The 19,978-nt window shown below is 65.9% G+C and carries 19 protein-coding genes; 9 read left to right on the top strand and 10 right to left on the bottom strand.

Annotated features, from left to right (window positions below; genetic code table 11):
• Nucleotides 1-53: 53 nt before the first annotated feature.
• Nucleotides 54-329 carry a sulfurtransferase TusA family protein gene (locus V2L18_RS15640; protein WP_336179480.1) on the top strand — a complete coding sequence of 92 codons (276 nt, stop codon included), beginning with the start codon at nt 54-56 and terminating at the stop codon, nt 327-329.
• Nucleotides 330-341: 12 nt separating this feature from the next.
• Here the strand turns inward: V2L18_RS15640 and V2L18_RS15635 are convergent, their stop codons facing one another.
• The gene (locus tag V2L18_RS15635; RefSeq protein WP_336179212.1) at nt 342-647 is read right to left on the bottom strand and encodes a 4a-hydroxytetrahydrobiopterin dehydratase; all 306 of its coding nucleotides are present in this window, start codon (nt 645-647) and stop codon (nt 342-344) included.
• A gap of 267 nt (nt 648-914) precedes the next feature.
• On the opposite strand from V2L18_RS15635, the gene V2L18_RS15630 reads away from it, so the two are divergent.
• Nucleotides 915-1,367: a host attachment family protein gene (locus V2L18_RS15630; protein WP_336179211.1), complete on the top strand. Its 453-nt coding sequence runs from the start codon at nt 915-917 to the stop codon at nt 1,365-1,367.
• A gap of 60 nt (nt 1,368-1,427) precedes the next feature.
• On the opposite strand, the gene V2L18_RS15625 is transcribed toward V2L18_RS15630, so the two are convergent.
• On the bottom strand, nt 1,428-2,600 hold the full coding sequence (locus V2L18_RS15625; protein ID WP_336179210.1) for an FAD-binding oxidoreductase: 1,173 nt from the start codon (nt 2,598-2,600) through the stop codon (nt 1,428-1,430).
• A 52-nt stretch (nt 2,601-2,652) separates the two neighbouring features.
• Nucleotides 2,653-3,522, bottom strand: a complete 870-nt coding sequence (locus V2L18_RS15620) for a phosphatase PAP2 family protein (protein WP_336179209.1) — start codon at nt 3,520-3,522, stop codon at nt 2,653-2,655.
• A gap of 175 nt (nt 3,523-3,697) precedes the next feature.
• On the opposite strand from V2L18_RS15620, the gene V2L18_RS15615 reads away from it, so the two are divergent.
• Complete coding sequence (locus tag V2L18_RS15615) at nt 3,698-4,294, top strand: 2-hydroxychromene-2-carboxylate isomerase (RefSeq protein WP_336179208.1); 597 nt, start codon at nt 3,698-3,700, stop codon at nt 4,292-4,294.
• 200 nt (nt 4,295-4,494) lie between these two features.
• Here V2L18_RS15615 and V2L18_RS15610 read toward each other — a convergent pair whose 3' ends face one another.
• The 7 genes from V2L18_RS15610 to V2L18_RS15580 form a co-directional block, all read right to left on the bottom strand.
• Nucleotides 4,495-5,289: a DUF1223 domain-containing protein gene (locus V2L18_RS15610; RefSeq protein ID WP_336179207.1), complete on the bottom strand. Its 795-nt coding sequence runs from the start codon at nt 5,287-5,289 to the stop codon at nt 4,495-4,497.
• A gap of 179 nt (nt 5,290-5,468) precedes the next feature.
• The gene (locus tag V2L18_RS15605; RefSeq protein ID WP_336179206.1) at nt 5,469-6,134 is read right to left on the bottom strand and encodes a DsbE family thiol:disulfide interchange protein; all 666 of its coding nucleotides are present in this window, start codon (nt 6,132-6,134) and stop codon (nt 5,469-5,471) included.
• Entirely contained in the window at nt 6,131-6,316 is a 186-nt protein-coding gene (gene ccmD / locus V2L18_RS15600; RefSeq protein WP_336179479.1) for a heme exporter protein CcmD, read from the bottom strand. Before ccmD ends, V2L18_RS15605 begins: the two co-directional genes overlap by 4 nt.
• An 11-nt stretch (nt 6,317-6,327) precedes the next feature.
• Nucleotides 6,328-7,149 carry a heme ABC transporter permease gene (locus V2L18_RS15595; RefSeq protein ID WP_336179205.1) on the bottom strand — a complete coding sequence of 274 codons (822 nt, stop codon included), beginning with the start codon at nt 7,147-7,149 and terminating at the stop codon, nt 6,328-6,330.
• A 69-nt stretch (nt 7,150-7,218) separates the two neighbouring features.
• On the bottom strand, nt 7,219-7,887 hold the full coding sequence (ccmB, locus tag V2L18_RS15590) for a heme exporter protein CcmB (protein ID WP_336179204.1): 669 nt from the start codon (nt 7,885-7,887) through the stop codon (nt 7,219-7,221).
• Complete coding sequence (gene ccmA, locus V2L18_RS15585) at nt 7,884-8,498, bottom strand: heme ABC exporter ATP-binding protein CcmA (protein WP_336179203.1); 615 nt, start codon at nt 8,496-8,498, stop codon at nt 7,884-7,886. The genes ccmB and ccmA overlap by 4 nt, the downstream gene beginning before the upstream one ends.
• Nucleotides 8,499-8,704: 206 nt before the next feature.
• Nucleotides 8,705-9,832, bottom strand: coding sequence for a multidrug effflux MFS transporter (locus V2L18_RS15580; protein WP_336179202.1), 1,128 nt, complete (start codon nt 9,830-9,832; stop codon nt 8,705-8,707).
• A 106-nt stretch (nt 9,833-9,938) separates the two neighbouring features.
• Here V2L18_RS15580 and V2L18_RS15575 point away from each other — a divergent pair, with 106 nt between their 5' ends.
• The 6 genes from V2L18_RS15575 to V2L18_RS15550 all read left to right on the top strand — a co-directional run bounded on the left by V2L18_RS15575 (nt 9,939) and on the right by V2L18_RS15550 (nt 19,964).
• Nucleotides 9,939-10,706, top strand: coding sequence for a helix-turn-helix transcriptional regulator (locus tag V2L18_RS15575; protein ID WP_336179201.1), 768 nt, complete (start codon nt 9,939-9,941; stop codon nt 10,704-10,706).
• Nucleotides 10,707-11,332: 626 nt separating this feature from the next.
• On the top strand, nt 11,333-14,005 hold the full coding sequence (gene acnA, locus V2L18_RS15570; RefSeq protein ID WP_336179200.1) for an aconitate hydratase AcnA: 2,673 nt from the start codon (nt 11,333-11,335) through the stop codon (nt 14,003-14,005).
• Between the two features lie 367 nt (nt 14,006-14,372).
• Nucleotides 14,373-14,792, top strand: a complete 420-nt coding sequence (locus V2L18_RS15565; RefSeq protein WP_336179199.1) for a thioesterase family protein — start codon at nt 14,373-14,375, stop codon at nt 14,790-14,792.
• Nucleotides 14,793-14,977: 185 nt separating this feature from the next.
• The gene (locus V2L18_RS15560) at nt 14,978-17,701 is read left to right on the top strand and encodes a DUF3772 domain-containing protein (RefSeq protein ID WP_336179198.1); all 2,724 of its coding nucleotides are present in this window, start codon (nt 14,978-14,980) and stop codon (nt 17,699-17,701) included.
• Nucleotides 17,698-18,213, top strand: a complete 516-nt coding sequence (locus V2L18_RS15555; protein ID WP_336179197.1) for a CAP domain-containing protein — start codon at nt 17,698-17,700, stop codon at nt 18,211-18,213. Before V2L18_RS15560 ends, V2L18_RS15555 begins: the two co-directional genes overlap by 4 nt.
• A gap of 110 nt (nt 18,214-18,323) precedes the next feature.
• Nucleotides 18,324-19,964, top strand: a complete 1,641-nt coding sequence (locus tag V2L18_RS15550) for an AMP-binding protein (protein WP_336179196.1) — start codon at nt 18,324-18,326, stop codon at nt 19,962-19,964.
• The last annotated feature ends 14 nt before the right edge of the window (nt 19,965-19,978 follow it).

Raw genomic sequence — 19,978 nt, 5'->3', positions numbered from 1 at the left:
CGCGCGGCGGCGAGCCGGCCTCCGGTCCCCTCGGCGGCGCGGATGCCGCACCGGTGGAGGTGGATCTGCGCGGGCTGCATTGTCCGATGCCTGTTCTCCGGACCGCCAAGGCCTTGCGGCCGCTCGCTGTCGGCCGGCGAATCGCGGTTCTGGCGAGTGATCCGCTGGCGAGCATCGACATCCCCCATTTCTGCCGGGAACAGGGCCACGCACTGGAGGAAAGCGGCGAGACCGGCGGAGCCCTGCGCTTTGTCATCCGCAAGGGCGCGGCCGAGGCAGGGGCCGAGGCAGTGGCTGGGCCCGAGAACGGGGGCGACGCCCCGGACTGACGCGGTGCGTGCTCAGGCGGTGGCGGCGATCGCCTCCATCGCTTCGGCAAGCGCGATGTCCTTGCGGGTCACGCCGCCGGCCTCGTGGGTGGAGAGCGTCACGTCGACCTTGTTGTAGACGTTGAACCATTCGGGGTGGTGGTCGCTCTTTTCCGAAACCAGCGCAACGCGCGCCATGAAGCCGAAGCTTTCGGAGAAGTCCGTAAAGCGAAACCGCTTGGTGATCGCGTCGCGTCCCTCGCTCTCGCTCCAGCCGTCGAGCCTGGCGAGTGCCGCCTTGCGCTCCGCGGCGCTGAGCAGATCGTTCTCAGAAGACATGGATCTTTCCTCCGCATTTGCGAGTTGGTGCCGGGCATGCCGGTTCGAACCGGAAATGTAGGGCGCGGCTGTATCTTTCCAGCGGGCGTCCTCGTAATCTTTCGTAAGGGCAGGGGGCGCCCCTGTCCGCTGACCACGCCCCGGAACATGGAGCTGAGGTGCGGGCGGATGGCCGCGCAACCGTGTGCTCCGGGGCTTCAAAGATGGGCAGCCTTGCCGCGTTCGGGCGTTGCTGCCGGAATGCGGGCTGCTTAAGGGAGCGACTTAATGGGTGGTATCAGAATAGCTCACAATGCCTGGGTTCTCGTCGGCGACGGCGAGAAGGCGCTGTTCCTGCGCAACGAGGGAGAGCCGTTTGCGCCGAACCTTAAGGTCATTCAGGTTCTGGAACACGAGAACCCGCCCGATCGCGAACAGGCTGCGGATGCGCCGGGCCGCCAGACCGACGGCATCGGCCCTCATGCGAGCTCGATGGAGAACACCGACTGGCACGTTCTGGAAAAGGAGCGTTTCGCCAAGACGCTTGCCGATGCGCTCTACACGGCGGCGCACGCGAAGAAGTTTCGCGATCTCGTTCTCGTCGCGCCGCCGCAGACGCTCGGCGCCCTGCGCAAGGCGCTGCATGCCGAGGTCGTCAGCCGCATTTCCGCGGAGATCGACAAGACGCTGACCGGCCATAGCGTGGATCAGATCGAAAAGATCCTCGCCGAAAAGGCCTGACGGCCGGGCAGGAGGCAGGAAGGCGGCAGCGCGGCGGTTCCGGCGCTGCCGCCTTCGTTTTCAGATCACGACCTTTTCGAAAACCGGGCGGCTGGCCGGCACGCGGTCGTAGCCGAAGATCGAGAGATCGAGGCTCTCGTAGCGCCCAAGTGCGATCAGTTCCGCCACCGCGCGCCCGACACCCGGCGCCTGCTGAAGCCCGTGGCCGGAAAACCCGTTGGCGTAGATCAGGTTGGCGATTTCCGTATCGGCCCCGACGATCGCGTTCTGGTCGAGCGTATTGTAGTCGTAATGCCCCGCCCAGGCGGGACCGGGCCGGATTTCCTCGAACGCCGGCACGCGGTGGGCAAGCGCCGGCCAGATGGTCTCCTCGAAAAGCGGCCAGTCGGGATCGAAATCGTCGTCGTCGGCACGGCCGTCCGCATCCGCGGCCGGCGATACGCCGCAGATGAAGGTCGTTCCTTCCGGACGCACGTAGACGCCGGAGGTATCCACCATCAGCGGCAGGCCGGGCACTTCCGACTTGCAGCGGAAGGTGAAGACGGACCGCTTTCGCGGCTCCACCGGCAGCGGTCTTGCGACAAGGGCCGCAACATCGCCGGCCGAGGGGCCGGCCGCATTCACCAGAAGACCGCAGGCGATCGTCTCGCCGGAGGCGAGCCCGGCATGGGTGATGCGCGCGCCGTCGCGCGCAAGGCTGACGACCCGGTCGGTGAGGATCTCCACGCCGTCCTCGCGGCAGGCGGTCTTCAGCAGCGACAGCAGCAGATGCGCGTCGAACCAGCCCTCGCCCGAGCGTCCCCAGGCGCCGGCGGCGATGCCGTCCAGATTGAGCCAGGGGAAGCGCTTCAGCAGATCGTGCGGCGCATCGAGGGCGATGTCGGCGCCTTCGGCCTCCTGAACCGCGTGGTTCTCGCGGAGGATTTGCCGGCCGTCCTCGCCGGCGAGCACCAGATAGCCGCCCTCGGTGAAGCCAATATCGGCATCGGCGCCGAAGCGGTCCTTCAGGCTCCGGAAGAAGTCGCGGCCGAAAAGCGAGAGCCGGACGTTTTCCGGGGTGGAGAACTGCTGGCGGATGGAGGCGGCGGAGAGCGTCGTCGCGGCGCGGGTGTAGGCGGGATCCTTCTCGACGACGGTGACGGTGCCGTCGAATTTCAGATCGCGTTTGAGAAAATGGGCAATCGACAGGCCGACGGCGGCGCCGCCGACGATGCAGACATCGCGTACGAGCACGGGAAGGACCTCCGGAAAGAGCAATGCATGTCGTTTTTGGTTTCTTGTTTTTTCAGATGTGCTTGCGCCATGCGCGCCATTCCTGGCGCAGGCGGAAGAGGAAATCGTCGGCGCAGTCCTTCAGCCAGAAGCCGAGGCGGGTGAAGCTCTTGTCGAGCGCGCCATCGGCAAGCCATCCGGGCGTGCGCTGGTAGAACAGACGGTAGAACAGGGCGATCAGCAGGCCGTTCAGGCACCAGGCGAGAAGCGTGTCGGACAGGAAATGACCGCCGAAGGCGACGCGGTTGATCGACACCATCGCACCCAGCGCGACCGCAACGTAGACCGCGGGCCGGCGCCAGGCGAGCGGCAGCGCCAGCGCAAACGCCACCAGCCAGGCGCCCGAGGAGCCTTCGCCGGAGACGAAGGAGCAGTTGGACTGGCAATAGTCGGTGAAGCGCCAGACCGGCACATACGGAAGGTCGCCACCGAAAACATCCACATTGCGCGGGCGCGGGCGGCCGGATGTGGCCTTCAGGATGCCGTTCGCCAGAAGGCCGGGGCCGAGCGCCAGGGTGATCAGCAGGAAGAGCGGTCCGCGCAAGGGCACGAGCGGCGGGCGTTCCGGCAGCACGAGCTTCAGAAAGACGACAAGGCCGGAGCCGATCGCGATCACCCAGACGAGCAGCGGCCCGAGGCCGCGCAGACGGCGCAGGAAGGCATCTTGTGTCGCCGTGAAACCGCCGGCGTCCGGGGTGTGGTAGAGCCCCGAGACCCAGAGATCCGCTCCAGGAAAGATGAGAAAAAATGCGGAAACGAGAGCTGTTGTCCACAAGAGCCCGGGCAGCGGATGGCGCCAGCCGGCTGCAAGCACGCGCCGAAGCGCCGCCAGAAGCGTTCCCGCCATGCTGGAAAAAGACCTGTTCGAAGGGGTTTCGGCCATGGACGTCCTGGCGCATCAGGGGCGCGTTGCGGGGCGATTCACATCCAGTCAATCCATCTTCGCAGCCGGACGCAAGGGGGCCGAACGTTGAGGGGAGGGGGAAGGCGTGTCCTGCGCGCTGGACCGGGCGGACGGGGAATGGAATAGTCCGCTCGACAGTGACGGGAGATGCTTGATGGCGCTGACCTTCTGGTACGAATTCGCTTCCACCTACAGCTATCTGTCGGCCATGCGAATTGAGGCGGAGGGCCTCTCGCGCGGCATTGGGGTCGACTGGCGGCCGTTCATGCTGGGGCCGATCTTCAGGCGTCAGGGGTGGAATTCCTCGCCCTTCGAGGTCTATCCGCTGAAGGGCATCTACATGTGGCGCGACATGGAGCGCCAGTGCGAGCTTTACGGGCTGCCGCTCATGCGGCCGGAAACGTTTCCGCAAAACGGCCTGCTGGCGGCGCGCCTCGCCTTCATCGGTCGCGAGGAGGGCTGGACGCCCGCCTTCACCCGGGCCGTCTATCAGGCGGAATTCGGGGAAGGCCGGGACATCTCACAGCCCGAGGTTCTGGCAGGCATCCTGATGGAGCTGGGTCTCGATGTCGATGCGCTGCTGGCGCTTGCGGGGAGCGACGAGGTGAAGGCGGCCCTGAAACAGCAGGGCGAGGAGGTCGATCGGCTGGGACTGTTCGGCTCGCCGAGCTTCGTCACCTCGGACGGCGAACTGTTCTGGGGCAACGACCGGCTGGAGCAGGCCTTCGACTGGGAAGCGCGACTGGGGTAGAAGGCGGAGCGGCACCGGATCGCGGGCGGTTTTGCAGCGGCCCATCCTTCGAGACGCCCGCTGCGCGAGCTCCTCAGGATGACGTTGTGTATGTTGAGGGTTTCGCAGAAGCACCAACACGACAACGTCATCCTGAGGAGCCGTCGCAAGATGGCGTCTCGAAGGATGGGCGACTTGCGCACCGCCGGCCTCGAATTGCCCTAGCGGGTGGTCATCTTGTCGAGATCGCGGCGGAGATAGGTCGCGCCGACGATGGGGCCCGGGTGACCCTTTCGGTCCTCGCCCTGGACTAGGACCGCGCAGCCCTGCATGCCGGCCTTGGCCAGTTCGCCGCGCGGCATTTCATAGGAGGCGGCCTTTCCCTTCCACACGCCGATCGCCTGCATCCGGCGCACGACGTTGTGATAGGAGATCGTGCGGCCGCGGTTCTCGCCGCGCTTGATCGTCACTTCGCGGGAGCGGTCGAACAGCACCAGCCAGACGGTCGCCATCATGCCCGGCGTCTTTCCCGGTCCGACCTCCACCGTCAGGGCGTCGTCGCTCATGTGCGCGCTGACATCGACCGGCAGGTCGCCGGTTTTCTTGACGGCCGCGGCAATCGCGCGGCTGTCGGAGCCGACGGCATGGCTGCGCCCGTTGACGACGGCCTGCGGCGTGTAGACCGCGCGGTCGCCGCGCATATCCGCATAGGCACGCTGGCGCGCGCCGTTCTCGGCGGTGGCGAACGTGTCCTTCCAGCCGAGATAATCCCAGTAGTTGACGGGAAGCGACAGCACGACGAGGTCCGGGTCCTTGACGAGCGTGCCGAAAAGCTTGTCGGCCGGCGGACAGGAGGAGCAGCCCTGGCTGGTAAAGAGTTCCACGACCGCCTTCGGATTGGCGGCGACCGGCCCCGCGAGGAGCAGGCCCGCGCACAGCGTCGCGATCGCCAGCGTCCTTGTCCGACTGTCCCGGGCGCGCATGGTGGTGCTCAACGGTCTGGCCCGTCCCGTCATCCCTTGTTCCGTTCCTGAGATGGTGTCGGCATCGCTTTCCCGTTTCGCCGCGCGAACGGCCAAATGGGAAAGCGCCGCGACCTTAGAGACGGCTCCGTTCAATGGGAAGTCACGTTGGGGTGACAGATCGCGGCAGCGCGAATGAACGCCGGCAGGCCGTGGGCCCGGCCGTGCACGGCTCACTTTTCCGTCAGCGCCGCGTCGATCTTCGGGATCAGCACCTCGCGCAGCGATTGCGGCGAGAGCGGGCCGATGAACTTGTAGCGGATGCGGCCGGTGCGATCGACGACGAAGGTCTCCGGCACGCCGTAGACGCCCCAGTCGATGGCCGCGCGGCCCTTTTCGTCGACGCCCACGGCGTCGTACGGATTGCCGAGCGTGCCCAGGAAGCGCAGGGCGTTTTCCGGCTTGTCCTTGTAGTTGATGCCGACGAGGCGGACCTCGGGGCGCTCGGCGAGCAGCTCCAGAACGGGATGCTCCTCGCGGCAGGGCACGCACCAAGAGGCGAAGATGTTCACCACCGTCACCTTGCCGGCGAGGTCCGGCCCCTGGCCGTTGCCGGCGATCAGGTCGGCGTTGGCAAGGCCCGGCACCTCGGCGCCGTTCTTCGCCAGACCCTGAAGCGGCGGCAGGTCGAACTGCGGCGCGGGGCGGTTGATCAGCGCGGACGGGATCTCGTTCGGCGCGCGCCCCATGGTGAGCTGGATAAGAAACAGCGCGGCGAGGCCGGCGAAGATCAGCAGCGGCAGCAGCACCAGGACGGGAAAGCGGCGGCGCGGCGCTTCCGGCGCGGCTCCGTCTTCGGTGGCCGCGTCCTTGTCGTTTGCGGTAGGGGTATCGGTCATGCCTTGGAGCCTGTCGTATCGCTCTTTGCAGCAGCGGAGCGGCGGCGCAGGCCGCGCGCCTCCAGCTCGGCCAGCACGGATTTCTGGCGGCCGTAATCGTATCGGATCCAGCCGATCAACCCCCCGATGACGATGAGCGAGACGAAATAGGAAGCGATGATGAAGCCGGGATGGTTTCCCAGATCGGGCAGCATCAGGAACGCGCCTCCGCTGTCTTGCCGTTGAGAGTGCCGGTGCCGTCTCGGGGGGCAGTATCGGCCTGCGCGGTTGCGGCTGTCGCAATGCCCGAGGCGCCCGCGGCTTCGCGCTGGCGCATGGCGCGGATGCGGCGGCGCAGGATCTCGCTGCGCATCGCCATGAAGTGCAGCGTCATGAACAGGAGCGTGAACGCGAGCGCCATGACCAGCAGCGCCACCAGCATGGAAGGCGGCATGGACGGGCCATCCATGCGAATGACGGATGCCGGCTGGTGCAGCGTGTTCCACCAGTCCACGGAGAACTTGATGATCGGGATGTTGAGATAGCCCACCAGCGTCAGAACGGCGACCGCCTTGCCGGCGCGGATCGGGTCCTCGATCGTGCGCCACAGCGCGATGATGCCGAGATACATGATGAACAGCACCAGCACCGAGGTAAGCCGGGCATCCCACACCCACCACGTGCCCCACATCGGTTTGCCCCACAGCGAGCCGGTGACGAGGCACAGGAAGGTGAAGGCCGCACCGATGGGCGCGGCGGCCTTGGCGGAGACGTCTGAAAGCGGATGCTTCCACACCAGCGTGCCGAGCGAGGCCAGCGCCATCACCGTATAGGCGAACATCGCGAGCCAGGCGAAGGGCACGTGGATGTACATGATCTTGACCGTCGCGCCCTGCTGGTAGTCCTCGGGCGAGACGTAGAGGGCGAGATAGAGCCCAACGACCATCGCAACGACGGTCGCGCCGACGAGCCACGGCAGAAGCCGGTCGGTCAGGCGCAGGAAGCGGGTCGGGTTAGCCAGATCTATGATTGCCATGGAATTGTTCTAATCCCGCATCGTTGCGGCATCAATGCGGCGATGTGTGAATGGGTGCCTTGAGGTTGATCAATCCGACGAGAATCGCAGCGCCGCGGCGGCCGCGAACGGTCCGACGACGGCGGAGATCAGCGTCAGCGCGAGAAGGATCGCGAAGGGTGTCGCGAAGGGCATGGAATAGTCGAGCGCGGCGTTCGCGGCGCTGACGCCGAAGATCAGGACCGGGATGGTCAGCGGCAGCACGAGGATGGCCAGAAGCAGGCCGCCGCGGCGCAACGACACGGTAAGAGCCGCGCCGATGCCGCCGATGAGTGTGAGCGCCGGCGTTCCGGCCAGAAGCGTCGCCGTCAGCGCGGCGGTAGCGATCGGCTCCATGTTGAGAAACAGCGAGAGCACGGGTGCGGAGATCACCAGCGGCAGGCCGCTCGCCGCCCAGTGCGCGAGGCACTTGACGAGCACGACCAGCTCCAGCGGCGTCTCGCCCATCAGCAGCAGATCGAGCGAGCCGTCGTCGCGGTCGGCCTGGAACAGCCGGTCGAGGCCCAGCAGCGAGGCGAGCAGCGCGCCGATCCACAGGATCGCCGGGCCGATGCGCGACAGCAGGTTGAGGTCGGGGCCGATGCCGAAGGGCACCACGACGATCACGCACAGGAAGAACAGAACGCCCATCCAGGCGCCGCCGCCGACGCGGATCGACAGCCGCATTTCGCGCACGAAAAGGGAGCCGAGAGTGCTCATGCGGCGACCTCCGCGGCCTGGAAGCGCAGGTGGCGGGCGGGCGACACGGGTAGACCCTGGTGGGTGGCGGCGACGATCAGTCCGCCCTTGGCGAGATGATCGTGCATGAGATCGAGCAATTTCGCTTCCGAGGCGGCGTCGAGCGCGGAGGTCGGTTCGTCAAGCAGCCAGACCGGACGCCAGGAAACGAGGAGCCGGGCAAGCGACAGCCGGCGGCGCTGGCCGGCAGAAAGATAGCCGGCGGGCAGATGATCGATGAAATCGAGCCCGACGGTCTCCAGCGCCTCGTCCACGGTTGCCGCAGGGGCGCCGTTGTAGGCGCGCCAGAAGGCGAGGTTTTCGGCCACGGTGAGCGGCGGCTTTAGGGCATCGGCATGGCCGAAATAGTGGCACTGGCTGGCGAGGCCGCGCTCCGGCTCGCCGCCTTCCAGGCGCAGGGTGCCGGCGGCGGGCGGGACGAGGCCGGCGAGCACGCGCAGCAGGCTCGACTTGCCCACACCGTTCGGGCCGGTGACGATCAGCGCCTCGCCGGACGAGACGTCGAAGGCCAGATGGTCGAAGACACGGCGGCCGCCGCGCTCGCAGGCGAGATCTTGCGCGATCAGCTTCAAAAGGCAGGCCCCCCGTCTCGTCAGGTCGCGCCGGCACTTAGGCCGGTTTCGCGGCTGCGATCAAGGCCGAATGATGATCGCGGAGGGCTCTTGTGACGGGCCGGATGAATCCGCGCGTTGCCCGACGGTCCGGATTTCCCGGTTGGCTCGGCCGCCATGCCAGGCATGCCGTTGGTTGCCTGGCCGGCGCGTCCTTGCCCGGGATGTCACTCCCTTTTGATTGCCGCGATCATGAAGGCGGCGAGCATCGCTCCGGCCATGAGTACATGTGCGAGGTTCTGCCAATATCCGGCCGCGGTCAGGCCCGCCCCCAGGAGGATGTAATAGATCATGCTCAGGCTGGCGCCGGCGGTGCCGAGCCGGTCGGCGTATTTGAGCAGGGCCTGCGACAGGATATTGGGAATTGCGATGGCATAGGCGCCGGCGGTCAGGGCCATGCCGAGCGCGAAAGCGGTGTAGGTCGCGAATAGCGCGACAGTCGCCGCTCCCAGAACCAGAAGGGCAATTCCAAGTCCGATGAGCCTTTCGGCTGACCAACCGCGGCGCAGGAGTGCGGAATTGCCGAGCGCGCCCAGCACCGAGGCGATTGCGAGCAGCAGACCGCTCTTGCCGAAATCGATCCAGGTTTCCTTGAATGTCTCAACGTGAAAGGGCCCGAGCTGGTAGTAGCTGAAGATGGCGAGGTTGAGGGTCGCGATCAGGATGGCATCACGCCAGATATCGCGGTCGGCGAGCATATCGCGCAGGGTCGGCCAGAACCGCTCGATCTTCAGCGCCTCGGGCCGGGTCTCCGGCCAGAGGGCGAAGCTCAGTCCGCAGAGCGCCAGAGCAAGGATGCCGAGGGCCGAGAAGACGCCCTGATGGCCTGCGATGTCGGCGATCTCTTGCCCTGCGAATATGCCGATGGCGGGGCTGATCGCCAGGGCAATGCCGACGAGAGAAAAGACATGACCGAGTTCTCGCCCCCGGTAACTGTCGCGCAGGGCGGTCTGAACGACGATCGATCCAACCGCCGCGCCGAAGGCGGAAAGGGCGCGGGCGATGAGGAGTTGCGAAAAGTCCGGCGCAATCAGGGCCCAGCCCGAACCAAGGGCATAGATGGCCAATCCGGCGAGCAGAGGCCGACGGCGACCGAGAAGATCGCTCAGCCTGCCCCAAACCACCACGCCAAGGGCGAAGGCGATAAACCAGCAGGACAGGGTCTGTGCAGCCAGCTCAGGCGTTGCGTGGAAGGTGGAGGCGATTGTCGGCAGGGCAGGGCTGTAGATGGTTTCCACGAACTGGGGAAAGCTCAACAGCACGATGGCGACGGCAAGAGGAGGACGGCGATACATCTGGGGCCTCTGGGGACAGGTGAGGCCGCAGGTCTATCTTCTTGCGAGATTGCATATTACAAACGAAAAGACAGTTTACATCTGAAATCGGACAAGTGCGGCAATCGTGGTGTGGCTCGCCCCCTCGGATCCTTTCGATGCGGATGCCTTGGCCGCGCCGGTCGCGGGGATCGCATCGCGGCTGGTCCGGCACGATTCAGGCTGGCACAGCCATGCGCGCGGGCAATTGCTCTTCGCCTATTCCGGTTCGATGCGCATCAGCTTGCCCGGTGCGATTTCGATCCTTCCGCCCATTCGCCTGGCCTGGATTCCGGGCGGCACGTCGCACCGGATCCGCATCCACGGCGAGGTTGAATACCGCTCGATCTATCTCGATACGACGCGGTTGGATGCGCCTTTTGCGGCTCCGGCCATCGTGGCGATGACCCCGCTCTTGCGAGAGCTTTTCGAGCGGATCAGCTTTCAGCCTCTGGAGACCGACTGGTCCTTGGGTGCCGCGCGCAATCTGCTGGCGACCTGCATGGACGAGTTGCACGCGGCGCGGCACGAACCGATGCTCCTGCCCGTTCCCACTGACCCGCGCCTTGCCGGCATTGATCTCGATGCGCTGCCGCCCGAGCTGGAACCGCTTTCCCGGCAGATCGGCGCAAGTTCGCGCACGATCACCCGCATCTTCCGGCGCCAGACGGGCATGGGATACCAGGCCTGGCGGCAAAGCTGGCGTCTCTTGCGGGCCGTCGACAAGCTTGCCTCCGGTCAAAGCGTCACCGGCGTGGCCTTCGATCTGGGCTTTTCCAGCGACAGTGCCTTCATCGCGTTCTTTCGCCAGATGACCGGGGAGACGCCGCGCCGCTATCTTCACAAGGAGACATGAGGTCGCGTGATGCGCCCGCAAAGACGCCGTCGTTTGGCACTTGCGATTGAATTCATGGAAGAATTTGGAATCCGCCCCGTTGGGGAACGCGCAGCAGCGGGGCTAACGGCGGCGGCCGCAAACAGACGGGGAGGGCGATAAAGCACCGAGGATGCAATTCGTGGGTGACTTTTGTATACCATTGTATATAAAACGGCCGGGCCGATCGGATCAGTCCGATGGCGGGACATCGGCAAATATGCCGTCTGACCCTTGCCGCACTGGTGTCGCATCGCAAGATTCGCTATGACGTGCCGCGCTGTCCGTACGGAACGGCACGGCCGAAACCGGCCATCGTCCAGGGCGCCGGGGCATGGGTTTCCGGACCGGATGGGAGAACCGGTGATTGCGGATCTGCCGTAACGACCGTTACCGATCATCGCGATCCTGAACAGGTCAGATCACCGTGATCTGACCTGTTCAGGATCGAAAGGCCGGGTTTTGGGGCGTGTTGATGCCGGCGGGCGCCGTCGGCCGACACTACGCTGCAATATCCGTCGCCGGCCCGGCACAAACCGGGCCGCCAACAGGGTGCTCCGCCGTCGGCGAATGGCGGGGCGTCCTTGAATGAAAGGGGATCGCCAGCCGTGACAAAATCGCTCGACACCTTCAAATGTCGCAAGACGCTTTCCGTCGGCGACAAGACCTACACCTATTTCTCCCTGCCCGATGCGGAGGCCAACGGCCTTGAGGGGATCTCCAAGCTGCCGTTCTCGCTGAAGGTTCTCCTGGAGAACCTGCTGCGCTTCGAGGACGGGCGCACGGTGACCGCCGACGACATCCGCGCGATCGCCGGCTGGCTTCAGACACGCAAGTCCTCGCATGAGATCGCCTACCGTCCGGCGCGCGTGCTGATGCAGGACTTCACCGGCGTTCCCGCCGTGGTCGATCTGGCGGCGATGCGCGATGCGGCGACCAAGCTCGGCGGCGACCCGAAAAAGGTCAATCCGCTGGTGCCCGTCGATCTCGTCATCGACCACTCGGTGATGGTCGACTATTTCGGCACCACCGCCGCCTTCACCCAGAACGTGGAGCGCGAATACGAGCGCAACGGCGAGCGCTACGAGTTCCTGCGCTGGGGCCAGTCGGCCTTCGACAACTTCCGCGCGGTGCCGCCGGGAACCGGCATCTGCCATCAGGTGAACCTGGAGTATCTCGCCCAGACGGTTTGGACCAAGGACGAGGACGGCGAGACCATCGCCTATCCAGACACGCTGGTGGGCACTGACAGCCACACGACCATGGTCAACGGTCTGGCCGTTCTCGGCTGGGGCGTGGGCGGCATCGAGGCGGAAGCGGCCATGCTCGGCCAGCCGATCTCCATGCTGATCCCGGAAGTCATCGGCTTCCGTCTCGACGGCGAGCTCGCTGAAGGCGTGACCGCCACGGACCTTGTGCTGACCGTCGTGGAAATGCTGCGCAAGAAAGGCGTGGTCGGCAAATTCGTGGAATTCTACGGCCCCGGCCTCGACAATCTGTCGCTGGAAGACGCCGCCACCATCGCCAACATGGCGCCGGAATATGGCGCCACCTGCGGCTTCTTCCCCGTCGATGGCGATACGCTGGAGTATCTCACCTCCACGGGCCGCGCCAACGACCGCGTCGCGCTGGTGGAAGCCTATGCCCGCGCCCAGGGCATGTTCCGCGACACCCATTCCGAGCCGGTCTTCACCGACACGCTGCAGCTCGATCTTTCCGCCGTCGTTCCCTCCATCGCCGGCCCGAAGCGCCCGCAGGACCGCGTCGCCCTCGACGTGGCGCCCGAAGGCTTCGCCAAGGTCATGGAAGAGGAATTCAAGAAAGCGGACGAGCTCGGCAAGCGCTTCGCCGTTCCCGGCCGCAACCATGACATCGGCCACGGCGACGTGGTGATCGCCGCGATCACCTCGTGCACCAACACCTCCAACCCCTCGGTGCTGATCGGGGCGGGTCTTCTCGCCCGCAACGCGCTCGCCAAGGGCCTGAAGGTGAAGCCGTGGGTCAAGACGTCGCTGGCGCCCGGCTCGCAGGTCGTGACCGAGTACCTGAAGAAGGCCGATCTGCAGAAGGACCTCGACGCGCTCGGCTTCGACCTCGTCGGCTACGGCTGCACCACCTGCATCGGCAATTCCGGCCCGCTGCCGGAGGAGATCTCCAAGGCGGTCAACGACAACGACCTCGTGGCCTGCTCGGTTCTTTCGGGCAACCGCAACTTCGAGGGCCGCGTCAATCCGGACGTGCGCGCCAACTATCTTGCCTCGCCCCCGCTGGTCGTCGCCTACGCCATCGCAGGCTCCTTGAACGTCAATCTGGCGAAGGACCCGCTGGGCGAAGACCAGGACGGCAAGCCGGTGTTCCTGAAGGACATCTGGCCGACGAGCAAGGAGATCGCCGATCTCATCCGAACCTCGATCACCGAGGAGATGTTCCGCGAGCGCTACGGCGACGTCTTCAAGGGCGATGAGCACTGGCAGGGCATCAAGGTCGAGGGTGGTCTCACCTACGACTGGCCGGCGACCTCGACCTACGTGCAGAACCCGCCGTACTTCGAGGGCATGACCATGGAGCCGAAGCCGCTCGAGGATGTCGAGAACGCGGCGGTGCTGGGCCTGTTCCTGGATTCCATCACCACCGACCATATCTCGCCGGCCGGCTCCATCAAGGCCGAAAGTCCGGCGGGTCAGTATCTGATCGATCATCAGGTGCGCCCGGTCGACTTCAACTCCTACGGCTCGCGGCGCGGCAACCACGAGGTGATGATGCGCGGCACGTTCGCCAACATCCGCATCAAGAACCAGATGGTTCCGGGCGTCGAGGGCGGCGTCACGATGAAGGACGGCGAGAGCAAGTGGATCTACGACGCGGCGATGGAATACCGCGACGCAGGCCAGCCGCTCGTCATCTTCGCCGGCAAGGAATACGGCACCGGTTCCTCGCGCGACTGGGCGGCCAAGGGCACGCGCCTTCTGGGCGTGCGCGCGGTCATCGCGCAGTCCTTCGAGCGCATCCACCGCTCCAACCTCGTCGGCATGGGCGTTCTGCCCTTGACCTTCAAGGACGGCGAGAGCTGGCAGAGCCATGGCATCACCGGCAAGGAGAAGGTGACGATCAAGGGCGTCGCCGATCTCAAGCCCCGGCAGATGGTGAACGTCGACGTGGAGTACGAGGACGGCACGAAGAAGGTGATCGAGGTGCTGTGCCGGATCGATACGCTGGATGAGCTCGACTACATGAAGGCCGGCGGCATCCTGCACTACGTTCTGCGCAACCTGGTCGCGTAAGCGCTGGGTTCAGACGGCTTTGAGAGATAAAAGGGGCCGCTCCGGTTGGGCCGGCCCCTTTTCGTTGAGGGGAAGGAATTGGCGCGGCTTCGCCGCAGCTTGTCGCGCTAGATTCCGGCTCAGCGTTCGGCTTTGCCTCACTTGTCCGGAATGAGGGCAAGCTGGAGCTTGCCCGGGGCGTGCGGCTGCAACTCTCCTCTTGCTCCTCATTCCGGGCGGTCTGCGGCGAAGCCGCATGGCCAGACCCGGAATCCAGTGCAACAACGGCGTGCGTCAGCACGCTCAATTTCTCTTTACTCCTCCCCTCGCCAACCTCTGCGCCCCACTGTAAAAATGCCTCCGCTGAACTCAACGGGAGGTTTCGTTCATGCTTCAATCAAGCCGCGTGATCCAGATCGAGTGGGGGGACTGCGATCCGGCGGGGATCGTCTGGTATCCGCGCTATTTCGGCATGTTCGATGCCTGTACCGCCGGGCTCTTTCACAGGGCGACGGGCCTCAAGAAGATCCAGCTCATCGAAAAGTACGATTTCGTCGGCTTTCCGATGGTGGACACGAGCGCCAAGTTCATGATCCCGTCCGCCTTCGGCGACGAAATCCGCATCGACACCACCATCACCGAACTCGGCCGCTCGTCCTTCGAGATCCTGCACAAGGTGATGAAGGGCGATGCGCTCGCCATCGAGGCGAGGGAAAAGCGCGTGTGGGTCGGCAAGCACCCGGATGATCCGGCACGGATCAAGTCGAAGCCGATCCCGGACGACGTGGTCGCCGCGCTGAAGGGATGATGCGGATCGCGCCAGATTATCCAAATTCGGCCGCAAAATAAGGCGAAGCAGCGGAACCGGCCGTTGCGGGAATCACGTTCGCGCGGCAGGGTTGGCACTTCATGGCCGCCCGCCGCATGCGCGGGCCGGCTCCCTTCGCGCGCGGACCCGACGGCCCTTGCGCGATACGACCGACGGACCTGACCGTGAACCGCTGCCTTCGATTTTTCGCCCCGAGCCTGTACCTGATTGCCTCCTGCCTGATCGTGGCATCGGCGGGTGAGCCCGTTCATGCGCAATCGGCAACCGAGATCATCCAGCAGGCGGTGACGCCGAAGGACGGGGCGGACGCCAAGGACGCGGAAAAGAAGGGCTCCGGGGCTGACGGCTCCGGCGCCGCGGATGCGCAGGACGGGCAGGCCGCGGGCACTGATCCGGCAAAGGCGTCAGAGAATGCGGCGCCGGAACCCAAGAAGCCGGTCCAGATCGACCCCACCCTGCAGACTACGCTCGACAGTGCGCAGCGGCGTATCAACATGTGGGGCACGCGGCTCGATGCGACCGAAGCGGCCCTGCAGAGCAAGATCATCGAACCGCAGCGGCTCGATGATCTGCGATCCTCGGTGGCCGATGTCCGCTCCGCCAGCGAGGAGGTGCAGTCCACCCTGAAGCCGCGGGCGGATGCGGTCGATCGCCGGGTTCAGGAACTTTCGCCGGCAAAGGATTCCAAGGAGGCCGTATCGGAAGCGGTCGCCAGCCAGCTGGAGGACCAGCGCGCCCAGCTCGCCGCGATCAACGGCGTTCTCAAGCAGGTCCAGGTCGTCCAGCTGCGCGCCGACGAGTTGCTCACCCGGATCATCCAGTATCGTCGCGACCAGATCACCCGCCGGCTGCTGACGCCGACGCCCAGCGTGCTGGAGCCGCAATTCTGGTCGCGGGTCGTGCGCGATTTGCGTCCCCTGCTGGGGTCGGCGGGTCAACTTGTCTCCGACTGGTTCGCGCTGATCTATGCGCGCGCCGGGGCATGGGCGGTGCTGCTGGTCGGCATGGCTCTCGTCGGCACCTACGGTCTCGTCTGGCCGCTGCGCCGCCTGCTGCTCGATCGCGCCGCGCGCGATCCCGATACGGCGCCGGCGCCCATGCACCGCTCCACCGCCGCGCTGGCGATCACGGTGCTCGCGACGATCGTGCCGGCTGCTGCCATGGTCATCCTGTTCCGCGGGCTCGATCTCTTCGATCTCGCGCCGCAACGGGTCAGCGAGGTTCTGGCGGCGATCTTTCGCGGGGCGGTTTTCGCGGCCTTCGCGCAAGGCCTCGCCTGGGCGCTGATCGCGCCGACGCGGGCGAACTGGCGACTGCTGCCGATCTCCGACGATGCCGCGTCCCAGCTGATGCGGATCGCCACGGCGGCAGGCATCACCTTCGCGCTGTCGCTGATCCTCAACGGGACGCTCGACGTGCTGACCGCACCGGGCGACCTGATCATGGCGCTGCAGGCGGTGATCGGGGCGACGCTCGGCGGATTGACGGTGGCCGCCCTCAGGGCGATCGCGCGCGCCTCCGATCCGGAGGCGGAAACGATCGAGGGCGGCGGCCTCAGCCCGGTGGCGCGGTGGCTGATGCCGCTGTTCTGGCTGGCGGCGCTGACGACGCTGATCGCACCGATCATCGGCTATATCCGCGTGTCTTCCTTCGTCGCACAGCAGATCATCTGGTCTGTCTCGGTGTTCGGCATCACGCATTTGCTGCTGATGGTCGTCGACGATGTGGCGAACGCCCTGTTTCGCGGCGATACCGGGCTCGGCCGGACGCTGCGCGAGACGCTGGCGCTGGGCACCGGCACCATCGAACAGATCGGGGTGCTGCTTTCCGGCATCCTGCGCATCCTGCTGATCGCGAGCGCGGTCATATCGCTGCTGGCGCCGTGGGGCGTATCGACCGGCGACGTGACCAGCCTGCTGCGCCAGGCCGTGTTCGGCTTCCAGATCGGGTCGTTCACGTTTTCGCTCTCCGACATCGTGCTGGCGCTGGTGATCTTCGTCATCGGTCTTGCGGTGACGCGCGCGATGCAGCGCTGGCTGGAGACGCGCTACCTGCCGCACACGCGGCTCGATGTCGGGCTCAAATCCTCCATCCGCACCGGTTTCGGCTATGTCGGCGTGATCGCCGCCGGCATGGTGGCCTTCTCGTATATGGGGCTCAACCTCCAGAATATCGCCATCGTCGCCGGCGCGCTTTCGGTCGGTATCGGCTTCGGCCTGCAGTCCATCGTCAACAACTTCGTCTCCGGCCTGATCCTGCTGGCGGAGCGGCCGATCAAGGTGGGCGACTGGATCGTCGTCGGCGAGGCGCAAGGCTATGTGCGCCGGATCAACGTGCGTGCGACCGAGATCGAGACCTTCGACCGGCAGACGGTGATCGTGCCGAATTCCGACCTGATCTCCGGCGTCGTGAAGAACTGGATGCACGACGACACGTCGGGCCGGATCATTCTTGCCGTCGGCGTGTCCTACAACAGCGATCCGGAACAGGTGCGCGACATCCTGATGGAGATTGCGCGGGAGAATTCAGAGCTTCTCGCCTATCCTGCCCCCGTCGTCTATTTCATGGAATTCGGCGCGTCCTCGCTCGATTTCGAGCTCAGGGCCTATCTCGCGCAGATCGACTACGCGTTGTCGGTGAAATCGGAACTCAGGTACGAGATCATGCGCCGCTTCCGCGAGGCGGGGATCGAGATTCCGTTCCCGCAACGCGATCTCAACCTGCGCGACATGGATCGGCTGGAAGCCGCAATCCGCGGGCGCGGCGCGACGAGCCGGTCCCTGCAGCCGACCTCCGCGCCGAAGGAAGAGCCGGCGGCGGTCACCCCCCACAAACAGACGCACCCGACGGCCGAAAGCCCGGCCGAGGCGGATGGAGATAATCAATGATGCAGATGCCCGTCCGCCTTGCGCTTGCCGCGGGCGTTGTTCTCCTTGCGGCCGGCTGCGGTCCCGAGGCGCCCGTGACGCCGTCGTTCTATGTCGATCTCGGCCACAGCGGCGCGAGTGTCGATGTGGCGGCTGCGCGCACGATGATCTCCACCTATCGCGAGAAGAACGGCGCTCCGGCGCTGGCCGTCGATCCGGAGCTGACGAAGGTTGCGGAAGCCCAGGCGCGGGAAATGGCGGCGGCGCAGTCCGTCGACGTGTCGCTGGCAAAGGGCAAGGCGGCGCGCGCGCGCCTTGATGCGGCGGGCTATCCCAAGGGACCGGTGGTGGCCAATGTTTCGGCCGGCTACCGGCGGCTGGCGGAAGCCTTTTCCGGCTGGCGCGACAGTCCCCAGCACAACGCCAACATGCTGGACAAGCGCATGACCCGCATGGGCATCGCCACCGCCTATGCGCCGGGGTCGAAATACAAGGTGTTCTGGTCGCTGGTGCTGGCCGGGCCCGAACAGTAGGCCACCGTCGCAGTCTTGCACGATTGCCCCGCGGGCGCGGCCCTCCTAAGCTGCGCCGCAACAAGAAGACAGGCCGCCGGGGAGGGTTGGCCGCTTTGGGGGGGATGATGATGCTGACGCCAGCCGAATCGTATGCGGACCTCGTCGCGGGCTTTCGCTGGCAGGTGCCCGATTTCTACAATATCGCGGCCGATATCTGCGACCGCTGGGCAGCGGCCGAGCCCGACCGGATCGCGCTGATCGATCGCCGCTCCGATGGTTCGGTTGTCGAAATCAGCTGCCGCACCGTGCGCGAGAAGGCGGACCGGCTGGCGAATGCGCTCGCGGCACTTGGTGTCGCGCGCGGCGACAGGGTGGCGATCCTGCTGCCGCAGATGCCCGAAACCCTCTATGCCCATCTTGCGACCTACAAGCTGGCCGCCATCGCCCTGCCGCTGGCCGCACTCTTCGGCGTCGATGCGCTGGAGCACCGTCTCGGCAATGCCGGGGCGAAGGCCGTCATCACCGACCGGTCGGGGCTGGAAAAGATCGCCGAGATCCGCGACCGGCTGCCGGAGCTGGAAGTCTTTGTCAGCGTCGAGGATCCGGACATGGCGCCGTTTGCCGGCGTGCATGGCTTCGATGATCTGCTGGAGCGTTCCGCCGGGCACTTCGAGACCGCGGTGACGAAAGCCGACGATCCGGCGCTGATGATCTACACCTCGGGCACGACCGGGCTTGCCAAGGGTGCGCTGCATGGGCACCGGGTCTTGCTCGGGCATCTGCCGGGTGTGGAGATGCCGCACGAGTTCCTGCCGCAGCCGGGCGACCGGTTCTGGACGCCGGCGGACTGGGCCTGGGCGGGCGGTCTGCTGAACGTGCTGTTGCCCTCGCTCCATTTCGGCATTCCGGTCGTGGCCTACCGCACGGCGAAATTCGATCCGGAGGAGGCGCTGGCGCTGATGGCGGAAACCGGGGTTCGCAACGCCTTCATTCCGCCGACGGCGCTCAAGATCCTGCGCACCGTGGAGCGCCCGCGCGAGCGCTTCGACCTGCGGCTGCGCTCCATCGGTTCGGGCGGGGAGGCGCTCGGTCGCGAGGTCTACGAGTGGGCGCACGAAGGGCTCGGGCTTACCATCAACGAGTTCTACGGCCAGACCGAATGCAATCTCGTGCTTTCCTCCTGCGCGCGGATCGGCGTGTCACGGGCCGGTGCCATCGGCAAGCCTGTGCCGGGGCACGAGGTGGCCGTCATCGGGGCGGACGGCGAGGCGCTGCCGGCGGGCGAGAAGGGGCAGATCGCGGTGCGACGGCCGGATCCGGTGATGTTCCTGGAATACTGGAAGCGGCTGGAGGCGACGGACCAGAAGTTCGCCGGCGACTGGATGCTCACCGGCGATCAGGGCGTCGTTGACGAGGATGGCTATTTCCATTTCGTCGGGCGCGACGACGATGTCATCACCTCGGCTGGCTACCGGATCGGGCCGGGCGAGATCGAGGATTGCCTGATCTCCCACCCGGCCGTAGCGCTGGCGGCTGTCGTGGGCAAGCCGGACCCGGTTCGGACCGAGATCGTCAAGGCGTACATTGTGCTGAAGGAGGATGCGGAGGCGTCGGAGCCCCTTGCCGAGACGATCCGACTCTACGTGCGCGACCGCCTGGCGGCGCACGAATATCCGCGCGAGATCGAATTCGTCGAAGACCTGCCGATGACGACGACCGGCAAGGTCATCCGCCGCATCCTGCGCGAGCGCGCCCGCGGTGAGGCCTGACAGTCAGGACGGGG

The sequence above is a fragment of the Breoghania sp. JC706 genome (assembly GCF_037026715.1).
GTDB lineage: Bacteria > Pseudomonadota > Alphaproteobacteria > Rhizobiales > Stappiaceae > Breoghania.
Note: the sequence above shows the minus strand (reverse complement) of the source record. Positions and strands in the feature narration are given on the sequence as shown.